The 15,362-nt window shown below is 54.0% G+C and carries 13 protein-coding genes; 11 read left to right on the forward strand and 2 right to left on the reverse strand.

The window, feature by feature from the left end; genetic code table 11:
* Positions 1-64 precede the first annotated feature (64 nt).
* A complete protein-coding gene (locus HY913_00635; GenBank protein ID MBI4961757.1) occupies positions 65-823 on the reverse strand; it encodes a hypothetical protein in 759 nt (252 codons plus the stop codon).
* 12 nt (positions 824-835) lie between these two features.
* Positions 836-1,669, reverse strand: a complete 834-nt coding sequence (locus HY913_00640) for a hypothetical protein (protein MBI4961758.1) — start codon at positions 1,667-1,669, stop codon at positions 836-838.
* Between the two features lie 875 nt (positions 1,670-2,544).
* Between HY913_00640 and HY913_00645 the strand changes: the two genes are divergently transcribed.
* The 11 genes from HY913_00645 (at position 2,545) to HY913_00695 (ending at position 15,353) form a co-directional block, all read left to right on the forward strand.
* Positions 2,545-3,195 (forward strand): TetR/AcrR family transcriptional regulator, encoded by a 651-nt coding sequence (locus HY913_00645; protein MBI4961759.1) that lies wholly within the window; start codon positions 2,545-2,547, stop codon positions 3,193-3,195.
* A gap of 23 nt (positions 3,196-3,218) precedes the next feature.
* Positions 3,219-4,673 carry a 4-hydroxybutyryl-CoA dehydratase gene (locus HY913_00650; protein MBI4961760.1) on the forward strand — a complete coding sequence of 485 codons (1,455 nt, stop codon included), beginning with the start codon at positions 3,219-3,221 and terminating at the stop codon, positions 4,671-4,673.
* Between the two features lie 111 nt (positions 4,674-4,784).
* Positions 4,785-6,179: a sigma 54-interacting transcriptional regulator gene (locus HY913_00655; GenBank protein MBI4961761.1), complete on the forward strand. Its 1,395-nt coding sequence runs from the start codon at positions 4,785-4,787 to the stop codon at positions 6,177-6,179.
* A 313-nt stretch (positions 6,180-6,492) separates the two neighbouring features.
* Positions 6,493-7,650, forward strand: coding sequence for an acyl-CoA dehydrogenase family protein (locus tag HY913_00660; protein MBI4961762.1), 1,158 nt, complete (start codon positions 6,493-6,495; stop codon positions 7,648-7,650).
* An 11-nt stretch (positions 7,651-7,661) separates the two neighbouring features.
* The gene (locus HY913_00665) at positions 7,662-8,543 is read left to right on the forward strand and encodes a 3-hydroxyacyl-CoA dehydrogenase family protein (GenBank protein ID MBI4961763.1); all 882 of its coding nucleotides are present in this window, start codon (positions 7,662-7,664) and stop codon (positions 8,541-8,543) included.
* A gap of 630 nt (positions 8,544-9,173) precedes the next feature.
* Positions 9,174-9,965, forward strand: coding sequence for an ABC transporter ATP-binding protein (locus tag HY913_00670; protein MBI4961764.1), 792 nt, complete (start codon positions 9,174-9,176; stop codon positions 9,963-9,965).
* Entirely contained in the window at positions 9,958-10,662 is a 705-nt protein-coding gene (locus HY913_00675; protein MBI4961765.1) for an ABC transporter ATP-binding protein, read from the forward strand. Before HY913_00670 ends, HY913_00675 begins: the two co-directional genes overlap by 8 nt.
* Before the next feature lie 58 nt (positions 10,663-10,720).
* Positions 10,721-11,926, forward strand: coding sequence for an ABC transporter substrate-binding protein (locus HY913_00680; GenBank protein ID MBI4961766.1), 1,206 nt, complete (start codon positions 10,721-10,723; stop codon positions 11,924-11,926).
* On the forward strand, positions 11,923-12,795 hold the full coding sequence (locus HY913_00685; protein MBI4961767.1) for a branched-chain amino acid ABC transporter permease: 873 nt from the start codon (positions 11,923-11,925) through the stop codon (positions 12,793-12,795). The genes HY913_00680 and HY913_00685 overlap by 4 nt, the downstream gene beginning before the upstream one ends.
* Positions 12,796-13,785: a branched-chain amino acid ABC transporter permease gene (locus tag HY913_00690; protein MBI4961768.1), complete on the forward strand. Its 990-nt coding sequence runs from the start codon at positions 12,796-12,798 to the stop codon at positions 13,783-13,785. It abuts the gene before it with no gap.
* Complete coding sequence (locus HY913_00695; GenBank protein ID MBI4961769.1) at positions 13,782-15,353, forward strand: AMP-binding protein; 1,572 nt, start codon at positions 13,782-13,784, stop codon at positions 15,351-15,353. Before HY913_00690 ends, HY913_00695 begins: the two co-directional genes overlap by 4 nt.
* Positions 15,354-15,362 lie beyond the last annotated feature (9 nt).

Raw genomic sequence — 15,362 nt, forward strand, 5'->3', positions numbered from 1 at the left:
GAGAAATACCGGCAAAGGTGAAGAGCAGGCACTGACGGAGGCTGTACGCAACACGGCCGTACCCTCAGCAAGGAAACGATCCTTTCCTTGCAACAGGAGAGTTTTTTCCCTTGACAGAGGGCCTTTTAATGGGTGACCCCAATCCCACATTGACCGCGACGTAGCGGATAAGATACCAAGTTTCCGCTCGTACCTCCTTGGCGTTCGCCAATTTCAGCGCTGCCTCTAGGTGAGCTTTTCTTCTAGCATGCGTCCCCTGATAGACCATAGAAAAGAAAGCAATGCGTTCGTCGCAGTTTCCTGGTACAAGCTGGCCAAAACAATCGACAATAGTTCTATCGTACTCAGGCTTGATCAGATTGAATGTGTCGACAATTTGTTGGGCGCTGCTATACCCAAAAGCTGTCGCGGGGTTACCGATCAGGGCTCGGTCGGCGTCATCGTAATAGCCTTTAGATTTGGATTCGATATCTTCTTTACGCTCGTCCAACACGTCTGCGAGCTTTTTTTGGAGATCATTGGTAGATTTGCCCTTCCAACTGGAGTAAAGGGCTTGTTTCAATTGTTGCTCCCAGTGCTCTTCACGGCCCTTTGCGGTCGGAGACAAGTCGAGACCTGGCCTGTTGACTCCAAGAACCGTATTCAAAACATGGCTTAATGCCTTAGGTTGCCCGCGCTTATTTAGTGCAAAACCCCAACCGATTGTTGGAACCTTGGCAGTACACAGGTAGGCTGCAAACGCCTCTCCTTCCACTGCCTTCATGAAGGCTTTGAGACGGGTATCATACGTTCCTGCCGATAGTGGCACTACGTTAAGACTCATGATGTGTTCCCCTCATTTTGCTGACTTGTCGGATGAGCCCGATTTCTTGAATTGAAAAACACACACGGCGACGGCAGCCGCTATGTCGGTATTCACTTCATCCAGCTCTATCGTGGCATCTGAGTCGATGTTTTCGACAAATAAGCGATTATCGATCATTATGAGGTGCTGCCCTTCGTAAGATGGAATCCCCAACTTGACCGACATCGGTATCGTGAACTCATGTTTCGCTTGCGATACTATGTAGAGTTCCAGATTGGAATACCCGCCACCTCCTAGTCCTCCACGCGTCGGTTTGCATCGCCGTGCGTCATCTGGATTATTTGGAGAAATAACATTGGGACCATACTGTACAATCCAATATGGCTCAGCCGTGCCGTATTCCCCGTACCGAATGTGACCAACAAGTGACAACTTAGCCCGTCGAAAGACCCAAACTTTGTTTGGAATACCGGCACGAATGAATTTAAGGTCTCGCTGAATGATTTCTTCACTCGTGCCGGAGAGGAAGGCGCCAAAGGTAGCAATAGCAAGAAAGAGATCAGGATAACGATCGGGGTCGAGGTCTTCCCATTCCACTTCCCTGATCCTGTCCTTAAGATGAGGAGCTATTGGTCGCTCGCACGACATCGGCGTATTGCGCTTTGCGAAATAGCGAAGATTTTCTTCATAGAGCTCACAAATTTCTGGATCAGGCTCATATTTTTGACGGTCACCTTCCGGAAACGGCGCCTCGTCCCAGCGGTAATCATCAGCCGTGGTAAGCGCCGGGAAAAACATAAACACCAGAGCGCATATGCCTGCCACGACAATTGTCTTGGCGCTCTTCGTGAGAAAAAGGCTCATAACCATGCCCTCAATTCTATTGTTTACTTGCTGTGCGCACCTCATACCATGCTGCTACATCTCTCCGCGTGCTCCGCGGCCTCGGAGCCTGCCCCGGACTTTGATACAGGGTGGCTCTGCGGTGAACAGACTTTTCTCCCGCTCTGTTCCCTATCTTGGTTTGTTCTGAAAAGGTCCCTAACCCCATAACGACAACAACTCCTCCCGGAGGGATGCCAAGTTGAAAAGCAGTTGTGAAACAGCCCAGGTCGTGGATACTTTCGGAGACCAGTTATAGGCTCTTCCGCCCCCCGGTAAGATCGTGCGTGGACAAAAAATGAGTGCTGTAAGCGCAACTCATGGCGCTTTGGCACCATTATGGATAGCACTAAGGACTTGTCAACCAAGAAATTCACAGGAGGGAACGAAGCAAGTCGCTATTGAACAGGTGATAATCGCCGAAATTACTGCCTTACTTGAACAACGGTAGGCAGAAAGCCCCCATGGCGCCCTTGTCATACCGATTCGCCATAAGCAATGCAACATTGCCGAAACTTGTCATTGCGAGGGCGTCAAGCCCGAAGCAATCTCAGAGATGAGAGATTGCTTCGTCGCTTCGCTCCTCGCAATGACAGCTCACATCTCGTGTATTACGACAATAATAGCGAACCGGTATCAAATCTTGCCCGGCATTTTCTTTTTTACCAACAAACACGAGACCTGTCACCGCCGAGTCCGCGGAGACCGCCGGCTCGTATGACTTTAGGCACGCAACTGATCTTGAGCGAAAGAACTTGACGCAGGATCGTTCGGGCTTCTAATATGAATGAACGTTCATGAACAACATTCATGGCAACCCACAAAAAACCTGCTCCACGAAGAGAGCCAATTGTCCAATGACCAAACAGGACAGTGCCAAAGAAAATAACAGCGACAAAAAGAAGAGACTGTTGGCTCTGGCGCGTAATCTGTTTTGGCAAAAGGGCTATAATTCGGTCAGCATGAAGGACCTGGCTCGCGCATTTGGATGTCAACCGGCCAATCTCTACAATTACTTCGACACCAAAGAATCTATTCTCTTCGAAGTGCTCCGGGAAGAAATGGAGCAGATAATCCAACCTATTTCGCACCTTGAAGAACAGGAAGACGGTGATCCGGTCGAACAACTGAGCTTTATCATCGCCTGTCATCTCAAGGTTACTCTGAGTCATCGCAGGTCCGGGAAGACGCTGTTTGACGTGGCCTTGGACAGTTTGTCATCGGCTAACCGAGCGGTAATAGTGTCCATGCGCGACACATACGACCGCGTAATTAGAAGAGTAGTCAAGAGGGGACAGGAGAAGGGTGTTTTCCTGCCATGCGATGAGAAGTTGGTGGGTTTTATGGTTTCGTCCATGATTACTCGTACCCGGATATGGTTCCAGCCTGACAGGGGAGCCACAATGGACGAACTGGCTGACTTCATTTTTCGATTTGTCATGACGGGAATTCAGGCCACGAATGGAGCGGAAAAAGGCGCTCTGTGGCACTCCCCGAGAAACGTTTGACATGCCCCAACTGAGGAAGTGCAATGGCTCTTAAAACCGGTAGGCAGTACATCGAATCCGTAGAATCACTCGAGCTTGATGCCAACGTGCTGGGAGAAAAGACCGACAAGTTGGGCGAGCATGGGCTTGTAGGGCCTTCCAGGGAGGCCGTAGCTTTCACCTACGATGCGGCCCATGACAAGCAGAGCCGGGAACTGCTGCGGTCATATTCGCATTTGTGCCGGGAGGAAGTGAACCGATTCACGCACTTGCACACAAGCGTGGAGGACCTCGTTGCCAAAGTCAAAATGCAGCGCTACTGCGGGTCCATGACCGGCTGCTGCTTCCAGCGGTGCGTAGGGTTGGACGCGGCCAACGCGGTGTACAGCACGACTTTCGAGTGCGACCGCAAGCACGGCACCCGCTTTCATGACCGGTTTAGTAATTATTGGACGTGGGTACAGCAGGAAGACCTCGTGGTGGACGGCGCCATGACCGATCCCAAGGGCGACCGGAGCCGACGGCCAAAGGACCAAGTAGATCCGGACCTTTTCCTGAGGGTCAAAGAGCGACGGAGCGGCGGGGTGGTCATTAGTGGGGCCAAGCTGCATCAAACGGGAATGCTCAACTCACACGAGATTCTCGTCATGCCTACCATGAGCCTTCGCTCTGGTGAAGAGCCCTGGGCCATTTGTTGCGCTGTGCCCACCAACGCCCAGGGAGTGCGCTACATCTACGGCCGCCAGGCCAGCGACACCCGGAAGTTGGAACAACACAAGCTTGACGTTGGCAATCCCACCTTCGGCGGACAGGAAGTGATGACCGTTTTCGAGGACGTATTCGTCCCTGAAGATCGCGTATTCCTGGACGGCCAGGTGGATTTCGCTGGTACTCTCGTGGAGCGTTTCGCCTCATATCATCGCCAGAGCTACGGAGGCTGCAAGGTCGGCGTGGGAGATGTGCTCATTGGAGCCACGGCCTTAATCGCACGCATGAATGGCGTGGACAGTGCCGGCCACATCCGTGAAAAGCTTGTGGAGATGGTTCACCTGAACGAAACTCTTTACTCTTGTGGCCTGGCCTGCTCCACTCAGGGCCAAGCCACTCCAGCGGGCAATTTCCAGGTCGATCTGCTGCTCGCAAATGTTTGCAAGCTGAACGTCACCCGTTTCCCCTACGAGATAGCTCGTTTGGCAACCGACGTTGCCGGCGGTCTGCTCGGCACCATGCCGTCGGCCGCGGACTTTAACGATCCCGAGGTTGGACCGTATATCAAGAAGTACCTGGCGGCCAACCCCGAGTACCAGGTAGTGGACCGCATGAAGGTGCTGCGATTAATTGAGAACCTTACTGCCGGAGCCGGTGCGGTGGGTTACCTTATCGAGTCGATGCATGGGGCAGGCCCACCTGCCGCGCAGAGAATCATGATCGCTAGGCAGGCCGGGCTGGACGAAAAGGCGCGGCAAGTGATGAAGCTCCTATCCATACCGGAGCAATGAGTTAGGCTGCTGCTGTTCTCTTTGTAAGTGCCGAGAACAGCTTTGGACAAATTACCGTCTGTAGATCGGAAAACCTGCGATTACATCCGGCTGCCAAGACGGAGAGGTTACATGTCAGAGTTGCCACACCGAAACGCACCACCGGAACTCCTCGAAGCATTGTTGGATAATCCTCACGAATCCCAAATCCTTATCGATGCCCAGGGCATTGTCCGGTACATAAGCACCACGGATGAAGCCTTTTACCAAATATCCCGTAAAGAAGCCGTTGGTCGCCACATCCTGGAACTCAATCCAAACAGTGAGCTTCCGCGAGTTCTCAAAACAGGTAGGGCCGAGATTGGCCGATTGTTCCGATTGGGGGATAAGGAGCGCATCGTTGCACGCATACCTCTTCGAGATCAGAAGGGGAATGTTGTTGGCGCTGTCGGCAAACTCATGTTTTGGAACCCGGAGAAAGTCAAGGAATTGGTGCGGCAGGTGGAGGTGCTGCAGAGCCGCTTGGACTATTATGAAAAGGAGCTTCAGCAGGTCTATCGGAGTCGCTATTCCCTGGAGTGGGTGGTGGGTGAATCCGCTCCAATGCAAGAGGCCAAACAGATCGCTACTCAGGCTGCGGCTTCCGACCTGCCGGTTTTGATAACCGGAGAGACCGGGACCGGCAAAGAGATCTTTGCACATGCCATACACCAGGTTAGCGCTCGGCGTGACCGGCCGTTGGTACGTGTGAACTGCGCGGCAATCCCCAGCGAACTCTTTGAATCCGAGCTATTCGGCTATGAGGCCGGCGCGTTTACGGGAGCAAGCCCAAAAGGCAAACCGGGCAAGTTCGAACTGGCTGACAAGAGCACGATATTCCTCGATGAGGTGGGAGAGCTTCCTATGCCCTTGCAGGTCAAGCTCCTGCGGGTCCTTCAGGAGCGCGAGGTGGAACGCATAGGTGGCACCCGGTCTCTCAAGTTGGATTTCCGGGTTATTGCCGCGACCAACCGAGATCTCAAAGCTATGTTGGCTCGAGGCGAATTCCGGCAAGACCTTTACTACCGATTGAATATTTTTCTCCTCAAGACCCCGCCACTTCGACAGATTAAATCGGATATCCCACGGCTCGCCTACCATCTTCTTTCCCGCGTGCTCAACCAGGTCACACTTCCCCGTCGCATCGAACCGGAGGCAATGCGCAGGTTGGTAGCATACGATTGGCCGGGGAACGTGCGCGAGCTGAGAAATGTATTGGAGCGGGCGGCATCAGTGGCTCAGGAGGGGGTCATTTTGGAGGAACACCTGCCCATGGAAATACGCGATGATCAGGGGATGACCCTTATCGACGCGGCTCTTCCCACCTTGAAGGATGAAATAGCTCAGGCAGAATGCCGGGCCATTCGTCGCGCCCTGAGCATGACAGGGGGTAACCGCACCGAGGCCGCGCGCCAACTGGGCATACACCGGACGGGCTTGTATCAGAAGATGCGGCATTACGGTCTTGACGGCAAACCGAAGCGCTGACGGGTCAGGACGGTGAGGCCGGCATGTTGTATAAAAATATCTACACGTGTAGAATTATCTACACTTTTGTCCGAGGACAGTTTCCTGAACGATCTCACTAATATCGCTACTCAGGATCTTGTGGGTGTATATTCGTCTCTACAAACCGCCCCGAGAGACCCGGACTCGGCGAACTCAAGTATTTCCTAGAAATTTGGGGTGAAAAAGCACTGTTACCTTTGAAGCAGGTCTGTTGGCACGCTAGTTGCTCCACCTCGATGCTATCATTCTTATGAAGGTGGACAACTTTCCACCCCGTGCAAAGGTGAACTCAATGGACTTTGAGATACCGGAAAATCTGCGCATGATGGTAGACACGGTCCGGCGCTTCGTGAAGCAGGATTTAGAGCCGATTAGCAGGCAAGTAGAAGAAGAAGATCGCATCCCGGACGATGTGATCCAAACGATGCGTGAACTAGGCCTCTTCGGCTTGGCTATACCTGAAGAATACGACGGACTGGGACTGGGGTGCCTGGGCGAATGTTTGGTTTATGAGGAGTTGGGCAAAGTCAATGCCTGCTTTCGAACCCGCGTGGGCACCAACAATGGTATTGGCTCCCAGGGCATCATTTTGGACGGCACACCCGATCAGAAACAAAAATATCTGCCCAAGCTTGCGTCGGGGGAATGGATCGGATGCTTCGCGTTGACCGAACCTGAAGCCGGTTCCGATGCAGCCAACATAAAAACTACAGCGGAACTCGATGGTGACCACTGGGTGCTCAATGGTCGAAAACACTTTATAACGAACGGCAATATCGCTGATGTGGCCACTGTTTTCGCACTCACGGACCGAGCCAAGAGAGCTAAAGGCGGCATTACGGCATTCATTGTAGAAAAGACGTTCCCCGGTTTCTATGTAGGCACCATCGAGAGAAAGATGGGCATGAGAGGTTCGCATACGTGCGAACTCATTTTCGACAACTGTCAGGTTCCCAAAGAAAACGTCATTGGCGGAGAGGCAAAAATAGGCCAAGGTTTCAAGACCGCCATGAAGACCTTGGACAAGGGAAGGCTCACTATGGGGGCCTCGTCTCTGGGATCCGCTCAAAGACTTTTGGAACTGTCGATTGATTACGCGAAGCAGCGTGTACAATTCGGACAGCCCATTGCCAACTTTCAATCCATCCAAACGATGCTGGCCGATATGGCGACTGAGATATATGCAGCTCGCCAGATGGTTTACCACGCGGCCTGGCTTAGAGACAAGACCGGCGTGGCCGTGGTAAAGGAAGCAGCCATGGTCAAGCTTTTCGGCACTGAAATGGCCAACAGGGTTGCTGACATGGCTGTTCAGATTCACGGCGGCATGGGTTACATGAAGGATTACCCGGTGGAGCGCTTCTACCGCGACCTTAGGCTGACTCGTATCTATGAAGGAACGAGCGAGATCCAACGTCTTGTAATTGCCCGCGAACTTCTCAAGGATTAAAGGGGCCCTATATGGTCATCAGAAAAGTTTGTGTCATCGGTGCCGGCTTAATGGGTTCCGGAATTGCCCAGGTCTGTGCCAGCGCCGGACTGGAAGTGATTCTGTGTGACGTGTCCCGCGAAGCAGTGGAGCGGGCGCTCAAGAATATTGCCTGGTCAGCGGGAAAGTTTGTGGAAAAGCAGAAGATCGAGGGTCCGCTGGATGCCATAATGGCCCGCATTACCCCGAGTGATGACTTAGCAATGGCCGCGCAAGCGGACCTTTGCATTGAAGCGGTTTTTGAGAAGATCGATCTGAAGCAGGAAGTTTTTGGGAAACTGGCTGCCGTGGTGAAGCCGGAGACCATACTGGCCAGCAACACCAGCGCCATTCCCATCAGCAGCATCGCTGCCGGGGTCCCAAATCCGGAAAGAGTTTTGGGGATTCATTTCTTCAGCCCCGTTCCCATGATGGAGGCCGTGGAGGTGGTGAAAAGCCAATTCACCAGCGATGAAGTCTTCGCTCAAGGCAAATCCTTTGTTGAGTCAATCGGCAAAGAGCCGATCCTTGTTCACAAAGATGTGCCGGGTTTTCTCATCAACCGGATCAATTTTCCCGCGATTGTCGAGGCCATGCGACTGGTAGAGGCGGGAGTGGGAACAGTCGAGGATATTGACAAAGGACTGCGATTGGCTTCGGGACGAAGGATGGGGATTTTCGAGACCGGTGACATGGTGGGCCTGGATGTGACCTGTGGGGCTCTAACTGCGATCTATGAAGAAACCAAGGACCCCCGATGGTTCCCGCCGGCGATACTCCGGCGCAAGGTAATGGCGGGACAACTCGGCCGAAAGACCGGTAAAGGGTGGTACGAGTATAACGCCGACGGCTCTCGAAAAGGGCCGGCCAAGTAAAGTTGACGGCCCGACACGAATTTGCTTTCAAACGCATGACTTGTGGGGGAAACTTTTGCGTAAAGAGTTTCCCCCGGCAATGTGCCGGTTTGAACGCACATTCCCGTAAAAACGACCTACCCTCGAAAGACAGGAAGTTGCCACATGGTGTCACGAATATGCAAAGCTCGTCCGAGGCGCCAATTCTGCGGGAGCTTTTTCACTGGCGGTTGCCGTGATTTCCGGCTGGAAGCCGGTCGACCTACGGTCCTTGTCGCGGACGAGTAGCTAGGCAGGCCTTCCCTGGCAAGTTATCGGTGATGCCGACAAGTGCGGCCGGATCAGTGTGGCCATTGAGGAAGGGCTGGCTCTGGCGTACGTTGTGTGATACGACCTATGACAGTTGCCAACTCAATGTCCGATTCCAAAGGTTGATTTTAGATATTAGTAGCCATCGGCCTCCATACCGGTGGAATGTGCTCAAATGAATCAACCGCGCCGTAAGCCTGCTACGGCAGGGAGTCAGCGCCCCACCGATTCTTCGGAATTTGGCCGTGCGACAAGGTCAAGACCTTCGAGAACCAGCATAAAGACACTGCCAAGAGAGGCAAAGCCTGTTAGACAGGCATACCTAGACCGAGGACTGATTAGATGACAGGAATTCTAGAGGCCGTTTCCACCACAAGGGCTGCCACGAGCGACAGCGCTGTTCCCGTCATAGAGGTTCGCGGGCTTTCCAAAAACTTTGGCGGACTCCGAGCCCTGTCTTCGGTTTCATTCAAAGTGCGGGCGGGAGAAATCGCCGCTGTCATAGGGCCCAACGGGGCCGGTAAGACGACCCTTTTCGCGGTACTCAGCGGTTTCCTTCCACCGTCCGGCGGAGAGATCTGTTTTGAGGGAAATTCGGTTACAGGTCTCCGTCCGCGGCGACTCTGTCACGCAGGCATTGCCCGAACGTTCCAGGTGGTGAGGCCGTTCCACGAAATGACCGTGTTTGAGAACGTTAAAGCCGCCTCGGTATTCGGGGACAGTACGAAACGTTCGAACAGCGTCATCCAGCGGGAGGTTAACGACATTTTGAAGAATACCGGGCTCGCCGCGTTGGCGGATCTGTACCCTCCATCTCTAAGTTTGCCACACCGTAAGAGGCTGGAGGTGGCTCGAGCTATGGCTACACGGCCGAAGCTCCTGCTCCTCGATGAGGTTTTGGCAGGGCTGAATCCTATGGAAGTCAAGGAGTCCATGCCGTTAATAAAGTCACTAAACGTAGACCACAGGATCACGATCTTGATGATCGAGCACAACCTGCGGGCAATAATGGGGGTGTGCAGTAGAATTTTGGTGCTGAACTTCGGCCGACTGATATTTGACGGGCCCTCCGAGGATGCAGTCCGGGATGACGGGGTGATCCAAGCCTACCTTGGGAGGCCCAAGGATGCTTAAGGTAAAAGATCTCACTGTAAAGTACGGGGATGCCCAGGTCCTGTCCGGGATAAGCTTTGAAGCGGCCCGGGGCAAGATTACATGCGTACTCGGCCCCAACGGCGCGGGAAAGACTACGCTCCTGAGATCTATAACGGGCCTTGTGCCGGCAGTTTCAGGCCGAATCTTTTTCGAGGGAAACGAAATAAGAGGCAGGCTGACCCACGATCTTGTCCGAAAAGGCCTGATCATGGTCCCGGAAGGCAGAAGACTGTGGCCTTCGCTCACTGTTGCAGAAACCCTTCACATGGGCGCTTACTTGATCAACGATCCGGTAATGGTGGAAGACAGGATGTCATTTGTCTTCCAACTGTTTCCCCACCTGGACTCTCGAAAATCTCAGCTTTGTGGGACCCTTTCCGGAGGTGAACAGCAGATGGTGGCCATTGGTAGAGGGCTGATGGGGTCTCCGAAGCTCCTCTTGCTTGACGAGCCCTCGCTGGGGTTGGCACCGTTAATTGTGAACGAAGTGTTTGAAGCAATTGAAAAAATCGTCGAAACAGGCACGACCATTCTTCTCGTTGAACAGAACGTCCAGGTGGCGCTAACAGCGGCGGCACGCGGCTATGTGTTGGAAACAGGCGCTATCGTCCTGGAGGGCGACGCAGCGGCTCTCCGGGAAAACCCCCACGTCAAGGAGGCCTACCTCGGTTTATGAGAGCCGACTGGCAGTAAAGTGCGGCTTTCCCGAGAAAGAAAAAAAGGAGTGACCGGCGATGAACGTGAAAACAGCTACCGTCCTCTCTCTGTGTTCTTTCTGTTTGCTCATCTGGCTGGGCACAGCTCCGGCAGCGGAGCCCATCAAATTGGGAGCGCACGCTCCACAAACGGGAAGCCTGGCCAAACATGGGATCGAGCAGATCAAGGGCATCCGCGTTGGAGTCGAGCAATTCGAGAAGAAATCCGGCCTCAAAGTTGACCTCAAGGTTTACGATGACGAGAGCGACCCTCAGAAGGCAATCTCGGCAGTGGAAAAACTGGCCGGCGTGGATAAGGTCGATGCGATTACCGGAGGATACGGATCGAATTTAGTGGGACCGGCTTCAGAGGCGGCGGAACGATATGATACACCGTACCTTACGATCGGAGCGGTGGACTCGAAGCTCACAGCCAAGAAATTCAAGAATTTCTTTCGCGTGAATAATATGCCCGGGTATGCCGCGGCACAGTCCGGCGCGATTAAGGACCTCCTGGGCGCCAAGAAAGTCGGCATTCTGTACAACAGCCAGTCCGCCACCACGGAAATCGCGGAGTCGGTCAAAGAACAACTGATCGCGGCGGGGGTAGCTGTGCCGGTGTTCGAAAAATTTGAAAAGGGCACGACCAATTTCAAGCCTCTCCTCCTCAAGCTAAGAGACACCGGATGCGAGGTGCTTCTCGTAGAAGGCTACTTCCCCGACTACTTTGGCACCCTTAAGGACGCCAAGATACTGAAACTGCCGGTAAAGGCCTACATCGGCGCATGGGGCATAGGCACTCCGGAGTTTATCCGGGAGCTTGGTCCCATGAGCGAATACGTTTACGGCACATCAGTGTGGGAAATGGGCACGGCTCCACAGGAGGCCAAGGAAGAAGAGGCTGCCGCGGTGGCGGCGTACAAGGCCAAGTACAATGAGGAACCATCGTATATCGGCATGCTGGGTTATCTTTCGGCCAAATACATCCTGGAGGCCGTTCAAAAAGGCGGGGGGGAGTCCGGGGCCTACAGCCATGAGAAGACCAGGAATGCCCTGCGAGCTTTGGACGTAGTTAGTCCCATGGGTCGTGTGGCCTTTGATGACAAGGGTGATCCAAAGCATTTCGTGGCCATCCTTTTTCAGACCCAGAAAGGAAAACAGGTCGTGATTTATCCCAAAGACCGATCCACAGGCAAGGTGCAATATCCTGCCGTGCCGTGGAGTCCGCCGGGGGTGGCACGTTGATCTCTCTGGCTTCAATCGCCCAATCCGTGCTTTCCGGGCTGCTTGAAGGCGTCAACTACGCGCTCTATTGCCTTGGGCTTGCCTTCGTGTTCGGGATTATGCGGATCATCAATCTGGCCCACGGGGAATTCCTGGTGCTGGGCGGATACATAGGCTATTGGCTCCTGGTGCTATGGGGAGTAAATCCGCTGCTTGCGATGCCCGTCGCGGCCGCGGCCTCGGGAGCCGTAGCTTTCCTGAGCTACCGTATATTCCTGCAGAGGATTCGCACGACCTCAGAACTTAACACCCTGATCTTAACGTTTGGGCTCGGCATTTTTCTGGCCAACCTCTTCCTCGAGTTATGGACCGCTGACATCCGCCACCTCGGGGTGGATTGGCTGGAAGAGGCTCTGGTATTCCTGGGCGTGTACGTGAGTGTAGGTGAGATTTTCACTTCCGTCATCGCTCTGGTGGCCATCTTTGGCCTGCATTTTTTCCTGACTCGGAGCAAAACCGGCCTGGCCATCCGAGTCACGGCCATCGATCGCGATGCCGCGGCTTTGGCCGGAATAAATGTGGGACGAGTCGATTTGATTGCCTTCAGCATCGGAGGGCTCTTGGCCGGTTTGAGCGGACCTCTTCTGGGACTGCTCACGCACATTAGTCCTGGAGCGGGAGTGGCCGTGACAATAAAGGCTTTCATCTTGACCGTCTTGGCCGGAGTCGGCTCGGTGCTGGGACTTCTCGTGGCGGGAATCATTTTGGGGGTCGGCGAGGCCATGACCGTTACTTTTACGAATGCTTCTTATCGAGAACTCTTCGGTTTCGTCCTCTTTCTTGTAATTTTGCTGATCCGTCCGTCAGGTCTCTTTGGCAAGAGGTTGTAAGTGAGACGCTTAGGCAAGGGCATGTTAACGGAGAAACAGGCAGGCGCCTTGGTGATGGGAATCGTGCTGGTGATCCCTTTCGCCCTGTCTTTCAATCCTTACTACCTCAGCATCTTTATCCCCGCGGTTGTTTTGGGGGCCGTGGCCATAGCCTGGAACCTCTTGGCAGGAGTTTGCGGCCAGGTGTCGTTCGGGCACGCAGCCTTTTTCGGAATCGGCGCCTACGCCTCTGCAATTCTGGTGACCAAAGCCGGGTGGAACCCGTTTGCCGCCATGGTCGCGGCCGGGCTCTGCGGCTCGCTGAGTTCGCTGATTATCGGGCTCCCTGCCTTCCGGTTGCGAGGACCTTATTTCGCCTTGGCGATCCTAGGCTTCGCCGAGGTCATGAAATTGATTGCGCTGAATTCAACGTGGCTGACTGAAGGATCTCAGGGGATTTTCAATATCCCGCCGTTGCCGGCAATTCAGCTGTGGGGCTTGAACCTCGAATTCTTTGTTTCTCGCACCGCCAACTATTACGTGGCAGCGTTATTAATGTTTGCCATTTATCTGGCCGTGTATTTTCTGCGCCGATCCAACATTGGGTTGGCCATGGCGGCTGTTCATGGCGACGAAGAGACGGCAGCGGGGATTGGAGTGCCGGTGGTACGAACCAAAGCCATTGCCCTGGCTGTCTCCGCTTTGTGTACATCGGTGATGGGAGCTTTTTACGCTCATTACATCCGCTTTCTCGCACCGGATTCAGCATTTGACGGATACTGGTCCATCATGCCCATCGTCGGTTCGTTGTTCGGGGGTATGACTACACTAATAGGCCCCATGGCCGGGGCCTTGGTTATAACGGGTCTGGATGAGTTCGTATTCAAGAGACTGTTTGAAACCGGCCATAAGCTGTTTTTCGGCCTCCTGTTGGTCCTAGTGATTGTCTGGGCTCCGTCAGGTCTCTTTGGTAATCGCATTCGAAAGAGCACTCATGGAGCTAAAACATGAAATCACGACGACCTCCGGTCAACGTTCCTTCTGAGCCATTGACTTATGCCCTCCGGCAAGCGGCCCAGCGTTTTCCGGAAAAGGTGGCTGTGGTAGCTCCTGAATCGGGAGAGAGAGAATGGACCTTTGCCGAATTGGAAGACTTGTCTTCGGTTGTGGCCGGGTCGTTGGCCGCCCACGGTGTCGCCGTAGGTAACAGGGTGGCTCTCTGGACGAAAAACAGTGTGGAGTACATTCTCTCTTATTATGGAATTCTCAAGGCCGGCGCTGTTGTTTGTCCGGTGAGTACCCATTTCGGCGAACGCGAACTGACTCACCAGCTCCAGGTAACCGGGGCAAAGGCCCTTATCGCGGCAGAAGACCGTTTGGCCGCCACTGGTGGAGTGAAAGACCGCTTGTCTCTCCGGGTTGTTATTCCGGAAAAAAGTGGGGAAATCAGTTCCCCAGGATGGGTTTCCTTTCATTCCCTTTTGCAGGGAAAAGAGCGCCTCGATCGATCCATTGGAATTGACCCGAATGAGACCCTTGCAGTTCTGCCATTCTCCAGTGGCACTACAGGGCTGCCCAAGGGCGTAATGCTCAGCCACGCCAATCTCTTATCCAATCTTCACCAGGTAATACAGGCACACGAGGCGGGACCCGATGACATCATGCTCAACCAACTCCCGTTCTTCCACATCTACGGCATGACCGTCCTTTTTGGGGCAGCGATCCTGGCGTGCGCCAAGCAGGTTGTGGCCAGCCGCTTCAGGCCGGTAGACGAGTTCCTGTCACTATTCGAAAAATACCGCCCCACTTTGTTTTTTACCGTCCCGTTGATTCTTCAGGAGTTCTGTCATCACCCCAGGGTGCCGGGAATGGACTGGAGCGCACTCCGGTACGTTAACACCGGAGGCGCCCCTCTTGCCCCGGAGTTGCAGGAACGCTTCACGAGTATAACCGGGGTACCTGTCATTCAGGGTTACGGCCTCACGGAAACCTCTCCCACTACTCACACTGTTCCTTTGAACAAGCTTAAGGTCGGCACCATAGGAACTCCCCTGTCATTGACCGAGCACAAGATCGTGGACCCCATGACCGCCGAAGAAGTCCCTCAGGGAGAAACGGGTGAGCTGTGGGTCCGAGGCCCCCAAGTGATGAAAGGATACTATCGAGACCCCGAGGCCACTGCCCATGCGCTTGTGGATGGATGGTTGCGCACCGGAGACCTCGCCCGGGAGGACGAAGACGGGTACGTTTATATCGTAGACAGGCTCAAAGAACTGATCAAATGCAAAGGGTTTCAGGTGGCTCCTGCCGAAATAGAGCACGTGCTCCATGGCCATCCTGACATCCTGGATGCTGCGGTGATCGGGGAACCGCATCCGGAACTGGGTGAAGTCCCTGTGGCCTACGTTGTCATTCGCGAGGGGTCCGCACTTTCCCCTGAAATGATCATTGAATACGCAGCCACAGGAATGGCCAAGTACAAACGACTTGCGCGGGTGGTGCTTAGTGAGTCTATTCCGCGCAGCCCTTCGGGAAAAATTCTGCGACGCGTCTTGAAGCAGACGCATGTGGCGCCCTAACGGAGAAGT

This window comes from Desulfomonile tiedjei, assembly GCA_016212925.1.
In the GTDB taxonomy this organism is placed as follows: domain Bacteria; phylum Desulfobacterota; class Desulfomonilia; order Desulfomonilales; family Desulfomonilaceae; genus JACRDF01.